Annotated in this window: 13 protein-coding genes, 2 pseudogenes and 1 riboswitch; of the genes and pseudogenes, 5 read left to right on the forward strand and 10 right to left on the reverse strand. The window is 71.8% G+C overall.

Annotated features, from left to right (window positions below):
• Positions 1 to 96: 96 nt before the first annotated feature.
• The 3 genes and pseudogenes from AB0C46_RS28065 to AB0C46_RS28075 form a co-directional block, all read right to left on the reverse strand.
• Positions 97 to 237 (reverse strand): annotated as a pseudogene (locus AB0C46_RS28065) (LuxR C-terminal-related transcriptional regulator); the annotation flags it as partial.
• A gap of 112 nt (positions 238 to 349) precedes the next feature.
• Positions 350 to 1,066 carry an ABC transporter permease gene (locus AB0C46_RS28070; protein ID WP_362831149.1) on the reverse strand — a complete coding sequence of 239 codons (717 nt, stop codon included), beginning with the start codon at positions 1,064 to 1,066 and terminating at the stop codon, positions 350 to 352.
• 94 nt (positions 1,067 to 1,160) lie between these two features.
• Positions 1,161 to 2,116, reverse strand: a pseudogene (locus AB0C46_RS28075) (ABC transporter ATP-binding protein).
• Between the two features lie 273 nt (positions 2,117 to 2,389).
• On the opposite strand from AB0C46_RS28075, the gene AB0C46_RS28080 reads away from it, so the two are divergent.
• Positions 2,390 to 3,091, forward strand: a complete 702-nt coding sequence (locus tag AB0C46_RS28080) for a (2Fe-2S)-binding protein (RefSeq protein WP_362831150.1) — start codon at positions 2,390 to 2,392, stop codon at positions 3,089 to 3,091.
• Between the two features lie 75 nt (positions 3,092 to 3,166).
• Here AB0C46_RS28080 and AB0C46_RS28085 read toward each other — a convergent pair whose 3' ends face one another.
• The 4 genes from AB0C46_RS28085 to AB0C46_RS28100 form a co-directional block, all read right to left on the reverse strand.
• Positions 3,167 to 3,985: an ABC transporter ATP-binding protein gene (locus AB0C46_RS28085; RefSeq protein ID WP_362831152.1), complete on the reverse strand. Its 819-nt coding sequence runs from the start codon at positions 3,983 to 3,985 to the stop codon at positions 3,167 to 3,169.
• A complete protein-coding gene (locus AB0C46_RS28090; protein WP_362831153.1) occupies positions 3,982 to 5,097 on the reverse strand; it encodes an iron ABC transporter permease in 1,116 nt (371 codons plus the stop codon). Before AB0C46_RS28090 ends, AB0C46_RS28085 begins: the two co-directional genes overlap by 4 nt.
• Positions 5,094 to 6,113, reverse strand: coding sequence for an ABC transporter substrate-binding protein (locus AB0C46_RS28095; RefSeq protein ID WP_362831305.1), 1,020 nt, complete (start codon positions 6,111 to 6,113; stop codon positions 5,094 to 5,096). Before AB0C46_RS28095 ends, AB0C46_RS28090 begins: the two co-directional genes overlap by 4 nt.
• A gap of 41 nt (positions 6,114 to 6,154) precedes the next feature.
• Positions 6,155 to 6,336: riboswitch (cobalamin riboswitch) on the reverse strand.
• A gap of 352 nt (positions 6,337 to 6,688) precedes the next feature.
• Positions 6,689 to 7,429: a hypothetical protein gene (locus tag AB0C46_RS28100; RefSeq protein WP_362831154.1), complete on the reverse strand. Its 741-nt coding sequence runs from the start codon at positions 7,427 to 7,429 to the stop codon at positions 6,689 to 6,691.
• Between the two features lie 335 nt (positions 7,430 to 7,764).
• Here AB0C46_RS28100 and AB0C46_RS28105 point away from each other — a divergent pair, with 335 nt between their 5' ends.
• Entirely contained in the window at positions 7,765 to 8,565 is an 801-nt protein-coding gene (locus tag AB0C46_RS28105; RefSeq protein WP_362831156.1) for a serine protease, read from the forward strand.
• A 21-nt stretch (positions 8,566 to 8,586) separates the two neighbouring features.
• On the forward strand, positions 8,587 to 9,393 hold the full coding sequence (locus tag AB0C46_RS28110) for a serine protease (protein ID WP_362831158.1): 807 nt from the start codon (positions 8,587 to 8,589) through the stop codon (positions 9,391 to 9,393).
• Between the two features lie 87 nt (positions 9,394 to 9,480).
• Here the strand turns inward: AB0C46_RS28110 and AB0C46_RS28115 are convergent, their stop codons facing one another.
• The 3 genes from AB0C46_RS28115 to AB0C46_RS28125 form a co-directional block, all read right to left on the reverse strand.
• Positions 9,481 to 10,686 carry an MFS transporter gene (locus tag AB0C46_RS28115; RefSeq protein WP_362831160.1) on the reverse strand — a complete coding sequence of 402 codons (1,206 nt, stop codon included), beginning with the start codon at positions 10,684 to 10,686 and terminating at the stop codon, positions 9,481 to 9,483.
• Positions 10,687 to 10,718: 32 nt separating this feature from the next.
• Positions 10,719 to 11,987, reverse strand: coding sequence for an ATP-grasp domain-containing protein (locus AB0C46_RS28120; protein ID WP_362831162.1), 1,269 nt, complete (start codon positions 11,985 to 11,987; stop codon positions 10,719 to 10,721).
• 208 nt (positions 11,988 to 12,195) lie between these two features.
• Positions 12,196 to 13,560, reverse strand: a complete 1,365-nt coding sequence (locus AB0C46_RS28125) for an aspartate aminotransferase family protein (RefSeq protein ID WP_362831164.1) — start codon at positions 13,558 to 13,560, stop codon at positions 12,196 to 12,198.
• 226 nt (positions 13,561 to 13,786) lie between these two features.
• On the opposite strand from AB0C46_RS28125, the gene AB0C46_RS28130 reads away from it, so the two are divergent.
• The gene (locus AB0C46_RS28130) at positions 13,787 to 14,971 is read left to right on the forward strand and encodes an LLM class flavin-dependent oxidoreductase (RefSeq protein WP_362831166.1); all 1,185 of its coding nucleotides are present in this window, start codon (positions 13,787 to 13,789) and stop codon (positions 14,969 to 14,971) included.
• A gap of 106 nt (positions 14,972 to 15,077) precedes the next feature.
• Complete coding sequence (locus tag AB0C46_RS28135) at positions 15,078 to 16,082, forward strand: alpha/beta fold hydrolase (RefSeq protein ID WP_362831168.1); 1,005 nt, start codon at positions 15,078 to 15,080, stop codon at positions 16,080 to 16,082.
• Positions 16,083 to 16,146 lie beyond the last annotated feature (64 nt).

The following is a 16,146-nucleotide window of genomic DNA, read 5'->3' on the forward strand; positions in this document are numbered from 1 at the left end:
GCCGGCTCGCCAGAGACCTGGCTGAAAGACACTCGACCCCAGCCACGTGACCGATCAGAACGGCCTGCTCTCAATCAACGTCTCCGGTCAGTACATCTAGGCGTCGAGGAAGCCGCCGTCGTGGGCGAGGATGGCGGCCTGGACGCGGTTGGCGCACTGCAGTTTCGCCAGCAGCCGGCTGACATGGGTCTTCACCGTGGACTCGCCCATGTGCAGACCGGCGCCGATCTCGGCGTGAACTCGGGGCGGGGCAGCGGCGACCTCGGTGGCCGCGCCGCCCGGGGGAGGCCGCCGGCCGTGGCCCTGCCCTGGGGGGATGGGCAGGTCCGCGGCCGGCGGGGTGGGAGGGTCAGGCGTCCCGCCGCTCGGTCAGGGCCACCGCGCCGGCGAACGTGATCACCGTGATCAGCGCGAAGTAGCCGAACCCCGGGAGGGGCGCCAGGTCGCCGTGGGTGGGCATCAGCTGCAGGATCTGCGCGCCCGCGACCGTCGGCCACCACTTGTTCAGGACCTCGCCGGTCTCGCCCACCAGCGCCAGCATGTTGGGGAGGATGAAGGTGATGCTGGTGGCCGCGGTGATCCCGCCCGCCGTGGCCCGCAGCACCAGCCCCAGCGCGAGCGAGAACACGCCCAGGAGTCCCAGGTAGCAGCCGCCGCCCAGCACCGCGCGCAGTACCGATGCATCGGCGAGGGACGGTTCGGCGACGCCCGGCGCCAGCATGAGGGACCCGGCCAGGAGCGTGCTGACGAGGATGAGCGTCCCGAGCACCGTGGAGACGGCGAGGACGACCAGGGCCTTGGCCACCAGCAGCCGGGGGCGGCGGGGCAGGGCGGTGAAGGTGCTGCGGATCGAGCCGGTGCCGTACTCGGAGGTGGCGGTCAGGACCCCGAAGAGGCAGACCACGATCTGCCCGAGCGCGATCCCCCCGAGGGTCTTGCCCACCACCGCCCCGGCGGGTTCGCCCGGCGCCGCGTTGCCGGCCCCCAGCAGACCCGCTCCGATCGTGACGAAGCCGGCCGCCAGCCAGGTCCACCACGTCGACCGGTCGACCGGATCTTGATCCACTCGAAGGCCACCGCACCGGTGAACTGCGGCCAGGCGCTCGGGCCGTTCCCCGCCGCGGCGGGCGAGGCGGCCGGGGTCTGTGTCGTCACCCTGTTCATGCGACTCGCTCTCCGTGCTTCACGCGGTATTCGACGGCATCTGCGGTGAGTTCCATGAAGGCCTCCTGCAAGGAGACCCGCTGGGGGCCAGCTCATGGAGCCACAGCCCGTTCTGCCCGGCCAGCTCACCGATCCGCCGGGCGTCCAGCCCCTTGACCACCAAGGGAGCGTCCTCGGCCCGTTCGCCTGCCCGTTCGCCGGCCCGGTGCGGGTGGGGCTCCACGGCGCCCCCCTCGCGTCGCAGCAGCGGAACGAGCTGCGCGGCATGCGGGGTGCGGACCACCACGCCGTTGTGGGCACTGCGCCCGAGGAACTCGGTCATCGAGCTGTCGGCCGCCAGCCGGCCGCGGCCGATGACGATCAGATGGTCCGCGGTGTCCTGCATCTCGCTCATCAGATGGGAGGAGACCAGGACGGTACGGCCCTCGTCGGCCATACCGCGCATCAGCTCGCGCACCCACTGGATCCCCTCGGGGTCCAGGCCGTTGACGGGCTCGTCCAGGATGACGATCTCCGGATCGCCCAGCAGTGCGGCCGCGATGCCCAGGCGCTGGCCCATACCGAGGGAGAAGCCGCCCACCCGCCGTCGCGCCGTCCCGGTCAGGCCGACCATCGCCAGCACCTCGTCGACCCGCTGTCGTGGCAGGTGGTTGGAGGCGGCGAGCCCGCGCAGATGCTCCCGGGCGGTGCGGCCGCTGTGCACGGCCTTGGCCTCCAGCAGGGCACCGACCGTACGCAGCGGACGGGCGAGGTCGCGGTAGGGGCGGCCGCACACCGTCGCGGTACCGGAGGTCGGCCGGTCCAGGCCGACGATCATCCGCAGAGTGGTGGATTTCCCCGCGCCGTTGGGGCCGAGAAAGCCCGTTACCCGTCCAGGGTGGACCCGGAAACTCAGGTCGTCCACGGCCACCTTGTCGCCATAGCGTTTGGACAGACCCGTTACTTCGATCATGCTTGCATTCCTTTCGCGACGCCCCCTGGCGGGACAACCTCACGCTAAGAGGCGCCACTTCCCCGGTGCGTCCGTCGAAAGCGCCTCCCCCGATCGCCCGCTGGTATCAGGCAACGCCGGATCCCTCCTACGTGAGGCGTAGCCGGAGGCCGGGGTCCGCACCCGGTGGCAATGCGCCGGAAAGGGCAGCCCCCGGCACCGCCCGGGCAAGCGGCCGCCACCAGGCACACCCCGCGCTTCCCTCCACGCACCGGCCCGGGCAGTATTCAGCTGATGACCACCGACACACTCGCTCAGGTCTCCGCCGTCGGTCGCTACTTCGCCGTGTCCTGCGGACCGCGGACCGACGCCGCGGACTTCTTGCCGCTCACGGACCTGTACGGGGAGCAGGCGGTGCTGGAGGGGGCCGTCGAGGCCGTGGGCCTGCGGCTGGGCACCGATCAGCGGCGGGTGGCGGCCTCGACCCTCCACATCGGAACGGCGGCCCGGCTGTGGTCGGTCGCCCTGGCCGTCACCGCGCTGACCGGTGAGGTACCCGACCTCGCGCCCGAGCGGCTGTGGTGGCGCGCGGCCCAGTCCGGCCCGATCGACCTGTGGCTGCCCGAGCGGGTCGCGGCGGCCCGTGGTGATGAGGTGCCCGACGCCCTGTACGAGAGCGTCGTCGTACGCAACCTGCTGCCGCTGGACGAGGCGATGCGGCGGCACTTCAGACTCTCCCCACAGGTGCTACGGGGCAACGCCGCCGCCACGCTCGTGGGAGCCGTACACACGCTGGACGCCCGCGCCCCGGATGCCCCGCACCCGCCGCTCCCGCTCGTCACTGCCCTGCTGGAACGGGAGCCCCTCAAGAGCGCGGGCACCCTCACGGTCCACCCCCTCGCCTACCGTCGCCGCAATTGCTGCCTCTACTACCGAGTCCCGGGCGTCGGTTACTGCGACGAGTGCGTCCTCAACCGCGAGAAGGCACCTGCCTGATCACTCCGTCCGGACCTGTCACCTCGACACCACCGCCCGCTGAACCGCGGTCGGCGTCACGAGTGCACGCCAGGATCACGGGCCGGAGTGCTCCGCCCCCGCCATGGCCGGCTGAACGGGCTTCCCCGGGAGGAAGGTCACCTGGGGTGCTCCCGTGCGCGCGTGGACGACGACCTCGGCCGCTACGCCGTACACCTCGGCCAGCAGCTCGGGGGTCAGTACCGAGGCGGGCGGCCCCGAGGCGGTCACCTCGCCGTCGCGCAGGACGTAGAGGTGGTCGCAGTAGTACGCGGCGAGGTTCAGGTCGTGCAGGGCCACCAGGACCGTGGCGGGGAGTTGCCGCAGGATGCCGAGCACCTCCAACTGATGCCGGATGTCCAGGTGGTTGGTCGGTTCGTCGAGGACGAGCAGGGAGGGCTGCTGGGCCAGGGCGCGGGCGATGAGCGCCCGCTGGCGCTCACCCCCGGAGAGCCGGTCGAAGGGCCGGTCCGCCAGGCCGGCGGCGTCCACCGATTCCAGGGCCGACGCGATGAGCCGGGCGTCCTCGGCGGTGTCGCCGTCGAGCAGCCGTTTGTGCGGTGTGCGGCCCATCGCGACGACCTCCCGCACGGTCAGGTCGAAGTCCGCACCCGACTCCTGGACCACTGCGGCCAGCGTGCGGGCCAGCCGGCGCACCGGCAGTGACCAGGCGTCGGCGCCGTCCACGCGTATGCACCCGGCGTCGGGGCGCAGGACGCGGTAGACGGCGCGCAGGAGGCTGGACTTGCCACTGCCGTTGGGGCCGACCAGCCCGACCACCTCACCCGGCCGGGCCGTCAGCGAGACAGCACGCACCAGGTGGTGTGCGCCGGCGGTGAGAGTGACGCTCTCCACGGCGAGTTCGGTCGCGGTCATCCCACTCCTCGGTCGGTGCTCCGCCGGGCGTCCCGGCGCATCAGCCACAGGAAGAACGGCCCGCCGCACAGGGCCGTCAGTACGCCGGCGGGGATCTCCATCGGGGCGGCGACCGTCCGTGCCGCGACGTCGGCCCAGATCAGGAACACCGCTCCGGCCAGCGCGGCCGTCGGCAGCACACGGCGGTGGTCACCGCCCACGAACAGCCGCACGATGTGCGGCAGCATCAGCCCGACGAAGCCGATCGGCCCGGCCGCCGCCACCAGCACTCCGGTGACGAGGGAGAGCAGGACGAACATCCGGGCCCGGAACCGGGCCACGTCCAGCCCCATCGTCGTGGCCGCCTCCTCGCCCGCCAGCAACAGGTTCAGAAACCGGGCCTGGACCAGCAGGACGACGATGCCCAGCAGCAGCGCCGCGCCCGGCAGCCACAGCGTGTCCCACTGCGCGCCGCCGAGACCCCCCAGGGTCCAGGCGAGGACCGCTCGCGCCTCGTTGCCCCGGTCGGTGGTCAGCAGCAACAGGTCCATCACCGCGGTGAGGACGGCCGCGACCGCCACCCCCGAAAGCACCAGCCGCGCGGACGTGATGCGCCCGCCCGCGCGGGCCGTCGAGTACACGAGGAGGAGCGTCAGCAGCGCCCCGGCGAACGCGGCGGCCGACAGCGACACCGGCCCGAACAGGGTCACCCCGAAGACGATCACCATGACGGCGCCCAGGGACGCACCCGAGGAAACCCCCAGCAGATACGGCTCCGCCAGCGGGTTGCGCACCAGCGCCTGCATGGCGGCGCCCACCACAGCGAGCCCCGCACCCGTCACCGCCCCGAGCAGCACCCGTGGTGCCCGTACCTCCAGCACGATCGTCTCGCGCGCCTTGGACCAGACCGGCTCCGACCAGTCGGCGCCCAGCGCGTGCGTCACGATGCCCCACACCTCACCGGGCGGCACCTGCACCGACCCGATGGCCATCCCCGCCGTGACGGACAGCAGCAGCAGAGCACCGAGGACGGCGAGGGCGACGGCGAAGGACCATCGGCGCGGCCGGTCCGCACCGCCGCTGCCGCCTGCGACCGGAGTGGTGGGGGGAGCGGTCTGTGCAGGGGCCGTCACCGGAACCTCTCCGGGTGCAGCCCGCGGGCCAGGTCCTCGACCGCGTACGGCGCTCGGACACCGACCAGCGTGGCGGTCAGCGGCAGCACGACGAACCGCTTGTTCTTCACGGCGGGGACGTCGGCGAGGGCGGGCTGCGAGAGCAGGAACTTCTTCTTCTGCTCGACGCTTCCGGTGCCCGCGTAGTCATAGATCGCGATCACCTCGGGCTTGCGGGCGACGACCTGCTCCCAGGACGCGTCACCGAAGACGTCGTCCAGGTCCGCGAACATGTTCCGTCCGCCGGCGAGCCGGATGAGCTCGGTGCCGAGGCTCTTGCCGCCCGGGGTGAACGCCGTCTTGTCGCCGCTGTCGTACACGAACACCGGCACGGCCGGTGCGCCCTTGACCGCCTTTTCCGTCTTGGCGATCCGCCCCTGGAGGTCGGCGACCAGCTTGTCGGCCCGCTCCGGTACGCCGAAGATCGTGCCGATGGTGCGGATCTCGGCGTAGATGTCCGTCACGGACACCTGCTTCTTGCCGCAGTACTCGCGGTTGAGGTAGGTGTCGATACCGGCGTCGGTGAACGCCTTGCGGGAGCGGCCCTCGTTCTCGGCGAACGCGCTGCCGTAGCCGCCGTAGACGAAGTCCGGCTCCTTCTCCAGGACGGTCTCGAACGACGGTTCCTTCTTCGCCAGCTCCGGCAGGGAGTTGAAGTCCTTTTTGAGCTGAGGAAGGACGGCCGAGTCAGGGAAGGACGTTCCGGCCATCCGCTCCTTGAGCCCGAGCGCGAGCATCAGCTCGGCCGGGTGCTGATGGATGGTGACCGCCCTTGCCGGCGGCCTCTTGTAGGTCGTACGGGTACCGCAGTTGTCGATCGTGACCGGGAAGCCCTTCGCCGGGGAGGCGGCGGGCTTCCCGTCTCCGGGGCTGCCCGAGGTCGTGCCACAGCCGGACAGCAGGGCGGCGGCCGCAGCGGCGGCGCACAGGGCGCGGCGGAGCGGAGCAGACGGGGGAGAGAAAGAGGGACGGGGCATGCGGTCGTACACGTAAAGCCTCCTGGGGAGTCCGCGCTCCTCGGAACGGGCCCGCGACAGGCCAGTTTCCTGACTCCCGGATCGACGTTCCCCCCGCCTTCCCGCGCTGCGCGCAGTGGCGTTGTCGAGGGTCCACTCCCCGGTCACAGTGGCGGGACCGTGCCGGATTCTCACCGGCTTCCTGTCTCCCGTCGCGATGATGACCAGGTGATATTACGTTTCCTTGAGTCGCGGACAAAAGGGCGCGAGGCGGACGGCCAGAGTGACCCGGTCGTTGTCTTGTTGTTGCCGATAACGCAGCGTGGGGAATCTGCGTGCACCGGGAAGGCCGGCAAGCCCTGAATCCGATCGATATCACCGCGCCTCATCTCGGCGGCCCTTCGCCGTGGACCGGTGTGGACTCGAACACGGAGGCCAACGTGTTCTCGACGGTTGTGGAGCTGCCGACGAGTGAACTCGGCGCCAACCCCGAGATCCGTATCTGGGGCCGTTGCAGCGTGCGGAGGGACGGCCGGCTCGTCCATGCCGACCGTGCGGGCCACCCGTCCGTCAGCAGCTTCTTCAACACCGACGAGTCAAAGGTGGCGGCGTCCGGGCCTTGGCTGCTGCGCCGGGAATTCCTTCGTCGGGCAGGTCCGGTGCCGGAGCAGGGCAGCTCCCGCTGCGACGGTGCCGAGCATGCCGACCAGCGCGACCGGCAGGGCCAGGATGGCGAAATACCCCAGTACGGGCTCGCCCAGCAGGCCGATCCCCCCGCCCACCAGGGCCCCTGCCACGATGATGACGGGCAGGGCCTTGGGCAGGGCCCGCAGGGTCGCCTCGCGCGCGGGGGCGAGATGGTGCTGGAGCGTCACGCTCACGGTGCGCCGGATCATGAAGAAGGCGAGGAGCGCGCAGCCGGCCCAGCCGGCCCAGCCGGCCCACATCCAGGGGGATTCGAGGGTGCTGCGGCAGGTGCCCGGCGTCCCTCCGCCAGGTTCGGCCCAGCTCGCGCAGGGGTCGAAGGTGTGATCCCACGACAGGAAGCAGAACACCAGCGCGAGGATGGCCGGCACGAAGGCTCCTCCGGCCGCGGCGACCGCGGTTTCCTTCACGCGCCAGTGCAGGGGCGGCAGTCCGCGCTCGACCGCCCAGGAGGTGGCGAGCGCGTCCACGTCGTCCCCGATGACCGCACCGGCGTCCCGGCCGTCGTGTGCTGCGGCGGTCAGGTCGGCGGCCAGATCCTCGGCCATCTCGGCGGCTGTGTCCTCATCGACCCCGAGGCGGCGCCATGTCGCCATGGCCTGGGGGATCACGGTTTCGACAGTCGGCGTCATGGTTTCTCCGCGGTGTGGGTGACTGGGGATCGGCACATGCCCAGCACGCAGCTGAGCCACTGGGCGCGTGGAGCGGATGCCTCCTCCATGGCGCACTATCTTACACAGCAAGAGTCATGCGGTGCAGGGGAGTGCGGTGCGGGGGAGTGGGGTGCGGGGTGGCACTCGACGGGCACGCCCATGTGATCTTGTTCGTCGGCGGCCCTTGATCGGTCAACGGCCGTTGTCCGGCGGGCAGTTCTCGCCATGCGTGGCCCGTCCGCCGTGTCAGGCAACCGCGCTGCCCTCCACAGCCTCTCCATGGGCGACTTTGTTCGATCGCCAATGGAGGCTCCATGAGCAAAGCGAGAAGGCGCCACGGCATCGTGGCGGGCGCGGTCCTGGCGGGGGCGGCGCTGGTGGTGTCAGCCACCCCGCCCGCCGCCGCGGTCGTCGGGGGAGACCGCGCCGAGATCAAGAAATATCCCTGGACGGTCGCTCTGACGTCGCAGGACGTGAAGGAAGCGGAGTGCGCGGGCACGCTGGTCGCGCCGCGCAAGGTGCTGACCGCGTCCCACTGCGTGAGCCCGGCCACCATCGAGGGCGTTCGTGTGGTGGGCGGGCGGGAAGACCTGCGGGACACCCGCAAGGGCACCGTCCGCAAGGTGGCGAAGCTGTGGATCCATCCCAAGGCCGACACCGAAGGAAACGGCGCCACGTACGCGCACGACCTCGCCGTCCTCACCCTCAACGCCCCCATGCCGTACCGGACCCTGCCGCTCGCCACCCCGGCACAGCAGAAGCTGTACGAGGAAGGCACGCCCAACAGGGTCCTGGGATGGGGCTCCACGACGGGCCGCGACGACGACCGCCGGGTGCCGCCGCTGCAGACCGCGCTGATCCCCAACAGGGGCGACGAGCAGTGCATCACGGCGTACGGCACCCGCAGGTACAACAAGGCCTACACGATGTGCATCGGCTACCCGGCGGGCGGAGTCAGCGCATGCAGCGGGGACAGCGGAGGACCGGTCGTGGTGAAGGGGCGGCTCGTCGGCGTCATCAGCGGCGGCGGCAGCTGCACCAGCCGCCTCTACCCGGGCGTCGCCGTGAAGTCGGCCGCCTACTACCCGCTCCTCCAGAGCCGGATCGCCGGATAACGGGAAGCAGGGAGTATTCAGATGACACGACACAGGTACCTGCGCCGGTCGGCCCTGGCATGTCTCACGCTGCTCGTCGGCGCCGGCTTCGCCGTGCTGCCGGCCCCCACCGCCCAGGCCGTCATCGGCGGACAGAAAGCCGGCACGGCAGCGGCACCATGGACCGTCACGGTCAACCTGTGGCGGCAGACCGACACCTATCCGCGTTCGGGGCAATTCTGCGGCGGCACCCTGGTCACTCCGACGAAAGTCGTCACCGCCGCGCACTGCGTCGTTGACGAGGCCCCCACCGATCTGGGGGTGGTCGCCGGCCGTACCGACCTGCGCCACCACGAGGGCCGGATGCGCAAGGTGACCAAGGCCTGGATCCATCCGCGCTTCGGCCGCCACCTGGAGAACGATGTCGCCGTCCTCACGCTCGATAGGCCCATGCCCCCGAAGTACACCCCGCTGCCCGTGGCCACGGCTGCCGACCTCGGTCTGTACCGCCCGGGCACCGGCGCCCGGGTCTACGGCTGGGGCCTGCTGGACAACGAGGACCGCCAGGCGAACGTGCTCCGGTCGGCGCACCTGCGGGTCCTGCCCGACCGGACATGCCAACGGCTCAATCCCGGGGGCGACTTCGGCCCCACGATGCACGTCTGTGCCAACAACGCGGTCACCGGCGCCCACCATGCCGAAGGCGACAGCGGAGGCCCGCTCGTCGCCGGCGGCAAGCTGATCGGGATCGTCAGCTGGCTGGCCAAGAGCAATGCCGCCACCCCCACGCCCGGCGTCTACACCCGGGTCGCGGCCTTTTCCCAGGAGATCACCCGGCAACTGCGGTGAGGGACGCGTCGTGAGGCGGGGCGGCCGGTCAGCCGGCCGCCCCGCCTCCTCCGGAGAAACGCACGCGCCCCGGAAATGCCGACAAGATCAGCCGGTTCCCCTCGTCAAGTCCGGCCGGCGGAGCCGGGCGAGGAGGAGGTGGGCGGCGGCAGCCAGGAGGGCCAGGGCCAGGCAGGCCGCCCAGACCGCGGTGGTGCCGTCGAAGGCCCCGATCAGCTGTGAGCTGAGCAGCGGTGCCAGGGCCACGGAGACGCTCCACACGGAAAGGAACCAGCCCTGGTAGGCGCCCTGTTGGTGGGGTGGCGCCAGGGCGGCGACCAAGGTCATGCAGGTCGGCCAGATCACGATCTCACCCAGGCTCCACAGCACCACGGTCGCCGCGTACCCCGGCACGGAGTGGACGGCGGCGGTGCAGCCCAGGCCGATACCGGTGAGCGCGCTGGCCGCGGCCAGCGCGAACTCGGGGCGCAGACGCCCCGCGAGGCGGGTCAGCGGTATCTGGAAGACCGCGATGACCAGGCCGTTCATCATCATGGCCAGTCCGTAGGAGGCCGGGGAGAGCCCGTCGGCCGTCATCGTCAGCGGCAGGGCGACCAGCGGCTGCTGGAACAGTATCCCCAGCAGCAGCACCGAACCGAGCAGCACCAGGAACGGCCGGTCGCGGTAGACGGCCCCGGCCGGCAGGGCCGTGGTGCCGGGGCGCGGCCCGGTCGGCTCCGGGCGGGTCTCCGGGACGCAGCGGTAGACCACGGCTCCCGCGGCCAGGTTGGCGACCGCATTGACCGCGAACAGCAGGAAGAAGCCGTGCTCGGCGGCGATCCCGGCGCTGACCGCGGCGACGGAGGACCCCAGGTTGGTGCCCCAGTAGAGCAGCGAGAAGGCCCGGTTCCGGTCCTCCCCGGCCACCAGGTCCGCAACGGCCGCCGCCCGCGCCGGCCGGGTGGCGTTCAGCCCCACCCCCACCACGAGCGTGCCGACCAGCACCATGGCCTGGGTGCGCGCCGTGCCGAGTGCCAGCATGCCGACCACGGCCAGCACCTCGCTCGCCAGCAGGACCGACCGCCGGCCGAGACGGTCCGCCAGCACACCGCCGACCAGCGAGGCGATTCCGCTGCCGACCCCGAACACGGTCAGGGCCACACTGGCGAAGGCGACCGAGTACCCGCGCACGCTGGTCAGGTAGATCGCCAGGAAGGGCAGCACGAACCCGCCCGCGGAGGTGATGAGGGTCTCGCCCCAGAGCCACCAGAACGGGCGCGGCAGCCCGCTCAGGGAGGTGCGGAGCCCCTTCATGAGCGTCCTCCGGCGGTACGGCTGCTGCGTGCTCAGCTCTCCTCCTCGTACTCGACGTGCAGGGTCCGCGCGAGGTGGTCGCGGAACTCCACGGTGGCGGCGTCCGACTCGTGGTGGGACAGCACGATGGCCGGGTACCCGGCCCAGTCCGGGTAGGGGCGGAGCAGGTCACCGGGGCTGACGGTCTGCACCACGTGGTCCACCCGGGGGTCGGCGCGTACGGCGTCCAGCCCGCGCACCCGGACGATCCGTCCGCCCTTGCCGACCGGCACCGAGTAGGCCGCCGCGTGACCGGTCGGCACCGGCTCCTGGCTCCAGCAGACCGGCTCCTGGCCCAGGTGGATGCGCAGCGCCTCGGCAGCCAGGTCGATCCCCCCGGCGATGTGCGTCAGGTAGTGGTTGACGCCCGCGCCGCCGATGCGCGCGGCCATCTCCAGCAGGACCGGCCGCACGCCACCGACCAGCCGCAGCTCCGTGTGCGTGGCGCCTTCGGTGACACCGAAGGCGTGGTGCGCGCCGACCACCTCCTCCTCGATCGCGGCCAGTACGTCCGCGGGCAGTCGGGCGGGCGCGCGTACCGTGGTCTCCTCGAAGTAGGGCCCGGTCATCTCCCCCTTCCACTCGATGGCGCAGACCCGCACCCTGCCGTGGTGGACGAGGGACTCGGCGGCGACCTCCGGGCCGTCCAGGTACTCCTCGACCAGCACGGCGACCTCGTCGTCCGGCCTGCCGGCCTGCCGCAGTTCGGTCTCGCACAGCTCCCACGTCCGGGCGACGGCCGGCACCAGCTGGTCCTTGTCGTCCACGCGGACCACGCCGAGGCTGGAGTAGCCGTTCGCCGGCTTGACCACCACCGGGAAGCGCAGGGTCAGGGCGTCCGCCCAGCGGTCCGGGCGGTCCAGGCTGACGAAGCCGGGCGTCCCCAGTCCCGCCTCACGCAGCAGCCGCCGCATGCTGTGCTTGTCCCGGACCACCGCCGCCACCTCCTCGGGCAGGCCGGGGAGTCCCAGCATCCGGGCGGCACGGGCCACGAAAGGCACCACCTTCTCGTTGCCCGCCATGATCCCGTCGAACGGGTCGCGCCGGAAGCGCTCGACGATCGTGGACAGCGCCGACTCCGGGTCCCCGTCGATGTCCAGCGGCAGGACCTCGACCACCGACTTCGCGCGCCGGGCGGACTCCACGGAGTCGTCTCCTCTGGGAACGAGCACCAGGTCGATACCGGCGCGCTCAGCGGAGTCGAACACCCAGGGAAAGGTGGACAACTGGCCGACGAGGACGACTTTCGGGCGCTGTGGCATGGGGTCTCCGGGTGTGCGGATGCAAGTGGACCGGGCTCGTGGGGGCGCGGACGTCCGCCGCCCGGCACGGCCCGGCCAGACTGCCCCGCGGCCCTTGGCACCCGCTTGCAGAACCGTTTGACGTCCCGCCACACACCGGGGCCGCCGGACGGGTGCGACCGCCGGGGCCGCCGGGGGGACGGGTGCGACCGCGGCGGGACCGGTACGGTCAGTGCACCTGCCCGTCCGGGCCGGTCCGGCTGAGCACGGACCGCAGCCCGTCCACGAGTTCGTCCGCTTCCGCACGGCTGAAGACCAGCGGCGGGTTGATCACCAGCGCGTTCGGGTTGGTGCGCAGCAGGATCCCGGCCTGCTCCCGCAGCGCGTCCGCCACGGCGAGGGTGCCGCCCGTCAGCGGCCGGCGGCTGTCCCGGTCGGACACCAGCTCCACCCCCAGCATCAGCCCGAGCTGCCGCACCTCGCCGACAACCGGCAGTTCGGTCAGCTCCGCCAGCCGCCGCCCCAGGTGCTCGCCGACCGCGGCGGCGTTGGCCGCCAGTCCCTCGCGCTCGATGATGTCCAGATTGGCCAGCGCCACGGCACAGGCCGTCGGATGCCCGGTGTAGGTGTAGCCGACGGGGAAGCCGTGGTCGCCGGTCACTTCGGACGCGACCTCGTCGGTCGTCAGGACGGCGCCGTGCGGCACATACCCGGAGGTGAGGCCCTTGGCAGTGACCATGATGTCGGGGACCACGCCGAAGTGATCCGCCGCGAACCAGTGCCCGAGGCGCCCGTAGGCCGTGATCACCTCGTCGGAGATCAGCAGGATGCCGTAGGAGCGCAGCAGTTCGGCGACCCGCGGCCAGTAGTCGGCGGGCGGAATCACCGCGCCGACGCCGCCCATGACCGGCTCGCCGATCATCGCGGCGATCCGCTCCGGGCCGATCCGCTCGATGGTGTCGCGCAGTTCGGCCAGGCAGAAGTCGGTCACCTCGGCGCCGTTGAACAGCTCCTGGCGGTACGGATGCGGCGGGGTCAGGAAGTGGACGTCCGGAAGGGAGGGCCCGAACCCGTCGTGGTAGACGGGGAATCCGGAGACTCCGCCGCTGCCGTAGCCGATGCCGTGGTAGGCCATCCGGCGGGAGAGGATCCAGGTCCGCTGCGGCTCGCCGCGCCGGTGGTGGTAGAGGCGGGCCATCCGCAGCGCGATCTCATTGCCCTCCGCGCCGCCGCTGGTGAAGTACACCCGGCGCAGTGGCTCCGGGCTCAGTCCGGCCAGCCGTGCGGCCAGCTCCACCGCACGGTCGTTACTGAGGGGGCCCCAGGTGTGGAAGTAGTCGAGGCGGGTCATCTGCTCGGCCGCGGCCTGCGCCAGCTCCTGGCGGCCATGGCCCACCTGGCTCACCCCGAGCACGGCGGAGGCGTCGAGATACTCCCGGCCGTGGGAGTCGCGGACCCGGCTGCCGGAGCCGGAGACCAGCACGGTCCGGTCGGTGCGGTGCGCGGGCAGCGTGGGGTGGATCAGTGTGGCGCGGTCCGTGGCGGCGAGTTCGGCGCCGGACGTTCCGGACGCGTCGGAGAGGGCTGAGGTCAAGGCGGACTCCTTCGGGACGGCGATGGCGCGTCCCCAGGCTCCCCGTCACGGCTTGCCACCCGCTGGACGTCCCGCTGCGCCCGGCCGGCGTCCGGCCCCGCCCGGGCCCGCCGGACCGGGGCATCCGACAGGCGCCGCATCAAATGGATGTCAAGAGCCCGGTGGGACGGTCGAGCCGCCTACAGCACACAGTCATGTGACGGCGCTGCGAACCGAGAGGACCACGGTGAAGTCCATCCTTTTCTATCTGCCCACGGTCGGCAGCCATGCCCAGATCCTGCGCGGCATGTCGGGCGTCAACCCGCAGAACTACCAGAACATGCTCTGGCAGCTCACCCGCCAGGCGCAGGCGGCCGACGAACTCGGTTACTGGGGCCTGTCCTTCACCGAGCACCACTTTCATGTCGAGGGCTTCGAGGTGTCCAACAACCCGGTCATGCTGGGTCTGTATCTGGGCATGCAGACCAAGCACATCCGGGTCGGACAGATGGCCAACGTCCTGCCCTTCCACAATCCGCTGCGGCTCGCCGAAGACCTGGCGATGCTCGACCACATGACCCGCGGCCGGACCTTCGTCGGTATCGCGCGGGGGTTCCAGAAGCGCTGGGCCGAGATCATGGGCCAGGTGTACGGCGTGGGCAGCACGCTCTCCGACGCCGGCGAGAGCGACCGGCGCAATCGCGCGCTCTTCGAGGAGCACTGGGAGATCCTCAAGAAGGCGTGGACGACCGAGACCTTCTCGCACTCCGGCGAGCGGTGGACGATCCCGGCCAAGGACCTGGAGTTCCCCTACGAGGCGGTGCGCCGGTACGGCCGCGGGCTGGACGACGACGGGGTGGTCCAGGAGGTGGGCATCGCCCCCAAGCCGTACCAGCGGCCCCACCCGCCGGTGTTCCAGCCGTTCAGCTTCAGCGCGGACACCTTCCGGTTCTGTGCCCGGGAGGGCGTGGTGCCGATCCTGATGAACACCGACGACCGGGTCGTCCGCCGTCTGATGGACCTCTACCAGGAGGAGGCCGAGGCGGCGGGGCACGGCACGCTGCGGCGCGGAGAGCGGGTGGGCGTCATGAAGGACGTCCTGGTGTCCCGGGACGCCGATGAGGCCCACCACTGGGCGGCCCGCGGCGGCGGTTTCATCTTCGAGAACTGGTTCGGCCCCATGGGCTTCACCGAGGCGCTGCGCAACGAAGGGGAGACCGGGCCGATCGGGGCGGACTACGGGACGCTGGTCGACCGGGGCCTGGAGTGGGTCGGCACGCCGGACGACATCAACCGAAAGATCGAGAAGCTGGTGACGCAGCACGACCCGGAGTACCTGCTGCAGTGCCAGTACTCCGGGCTCATCCCGCACGACGTGCAGATGCGCAGCCTGGAGCTGTGGGCCACCGAGATCGCACCCAACTGGCTCTGAGGCACGCGCAGTTCATCCCGTCCCGGCGGCCGGTGCGGGGCAGCCCCCGGCGCTCGGTGACTGCTCCGCGAACCGCCGGCCGCACCGGACCACAAGGAGGACCGCGGTGGCGCACCGCATCTTCGAGCTCGACGCTCTGCCGCTGCTCAGCGGGGAGACCCTCACCGCTGCCGAGGTCGGCTACGCCGTGCACGGCACACTGGACGCGGACGGCGCCAACGCCGTGCTGTGCCCGTCGTTCTTCGGCGGCGACCACACCGGCTACGACTGGCTGATCGGGGACGGCCGGCCGCTGGACACCCGCCGGTACTGCGTCATCACCGTGGGGCTGTTCGGCAGCGGGATCTCCAGCTCGCCCAGCAACCACCCCTCGGGGGCGGGCTTCCCGCTGATCACCCCGCAGGACAACGTCGCCGCCCAGCACCGGCTGCTCACCGAGCAGTTGGGCGTCCGGGAACTGGCCCTGGTCACCGGCTGGTCGATGGGCGCGGCGCACACCTACCAGTGGGCGGTGTCGCACCCGCGGATGGTGCGCAGGATCGCGCCGGTCTGCGGCTCTCCCGTGACCAGCGAGCACAACCAGGTCTTCCTCGCCGGGCTGGCCGCCGCGCTGAACGCCGACGGCGGCGCCGAGCGGGGGCGGCGGGCCGCCGGCCGGGTCTTCGCCGGATGGGGGACCTCGCACCCCTTCTGGGCCCGGCAGACGTACCAGGAGCTGGGTTTCGCCACCCGGGAGGACTACCTCACCGGGTTCTGGGAGGAGTTCTTCGCCGCCGGCCCGGCCACCGCTGACCTGCTGGCCATGGTGCGCACCTGGGAGAGCGCCGATGTCGGCGCGACGCCCGGGGCCGGCGGCAGCGCGGAAGCGGCGCTGGCCTCGGTCACGGCCGAGGCGACGCTGCTGCCCGGCGCCCTGGACCAGTGCTTCGCCGCCGCGGACGAGGAACGGGTGGCGCGGGCGCTGCCGCGCGCCGAGCTGGCGGTGATTCCGGGGGTGTGGGGGCATCTCGCGGGGACCGGGGCGGACGCCGCCGACCGGGAGTTCGTCGGCGGTGCGCTGCGCCGGCTGCTGGCCCGCCGCCCCGCGACGGCACCGGCCTGCGGCGGCTGACGCCCGGCCGCACGAGCGGACGCGGACGGTACCCCGGGTACCGTCCGCGTCCGCTCGTGTCGTG

It is taken from the genome of Streptomyces sp. NPDC048637, assembly GCF_040650675.1.
Classification (GTDB): Bacteria; Actinomycetota; Actinomycetes; order Streptomycetales; family Streptomycetaceae; genus Streptomyces.